The 281-nt window shown below is 59.1% G+C and carries 1 protein-coding gene; it reads right to left on the reverse strand.

Features of this window, described 5'->3' with window-relative positions; genetic code table 11:
* Positions 1–281: hypothetical protein (locus tag AC0L20_RS40880; protein ID WP_473295805.1), on the reverse strand; the 281-nt coding region annotated here is incomplete at both ends.

Here is a 281-nt window from a genome sequence, read left to right on the forward strand (position 1 = left end):
GATCCAGTGGCAGGTCACGCATCTCAAGGTTGGTCAAACCGGTGAAGCACTTGAGGAACGGGTCGTTTATCTGCGCGTGGCGGTTGCCATGCAGACCCAGCTCCAGCAGGAAGCTGAAATCGGCACTCAATGCCGGCATGTCACCGATATGCGACAGGTTCAGTGACAGGCTGTTGGGCCTGGCCAAGGGGTTGTTCTCTTGCCTGCTGCGCCAGATGTCTTCCAGCGTGTTGCTCAGTGCGCGCCTGTCATTGAGTTGCCGGGTTCGTTCTGCGGCGCTG

It is taken from the genome of Bradyrhizobium sp. Kon58 (genome assembly GCF_055807455.1).